This is a genomic window from Stutzerimonas stutzeri (assembly GCF_024448935.1).
GTDB lineage: Bacteria > Pseudomonadota > Gammaproteobacteria > Pseudomonadales > Pseudomonadaceae > Stutzerimonas > Stutzerimonas stutzeri_AO.
Map to the genome: position 1 here is coordinate 1 of NZ_JAMOIE010000282.1, position 513 is coordinate 513.

Genomic DNA, 513 nt, shown 5'->3' on the forward strand with positions numbered 1-513 from the left:
AACCGGCTCGTTGACCACGTCCTGAAAGAACAGCGGAACGATCTGGGTCAGACCGCCGATGCTCACCGCCAGGATCATGAACAGGGTCAGCAGGCCGACGTTCTTTTCGAGTAGTTCGTGCTTCTTCATCAGTCAGCTCCTCAGGCGATCTGTGCGGCGGCTTCGTATTCGGCCGGCTTGGAGGCCTGCACGGTGCGCCAGGTGTTGTAGGCCATCAGCAACATGCCGGCGAAGAAGATCGCACCACCGATCATGCGCACCACAAAGCCCGGATGGCTGGCTTCAAGCGCTTCGACGAAGGAGTAGGTGAGCGTGCCGTCTTCGTTGATTGCCCGCCACATCAGACCCTGAGCGATACCGTTGACCCACATCGAGGCGATGTAGAGCACGGTGCCGATGGTGGCGAGCCAGAAGTGCGCGTTGATCAGGCCGATGCTGTGCATCTGGGCACGGCCGAATACTTTCGGGATCAGGTGGTAGAGCGCACCGATGGACACCATGGCAACCCAGCCG

At 60.2% G+C, this 513-nt stretch carries 1 protein-coding gene and 1 pseudogene; both read right to left on the reverse strand.

Annotated features, from left to right (window positions below; genetic code table 11):
• Positions 1-129, reverse strand: a pseudogene (locus tag NA637_RS25370) (cytochrome-c oxidase, cbb3-type subunit II); the annotation flags it as partial.
• Positions 130-140: 11 nt separating this feature from the next.
• Positions 141-513 (reverse strand): cbb3-type cytochrome c oxidase subunit I (locus tag NA637_RS25375; protein ID WP_256075432.1); only part of this gene is annotated, 373 nt, incomplete at its 5' end.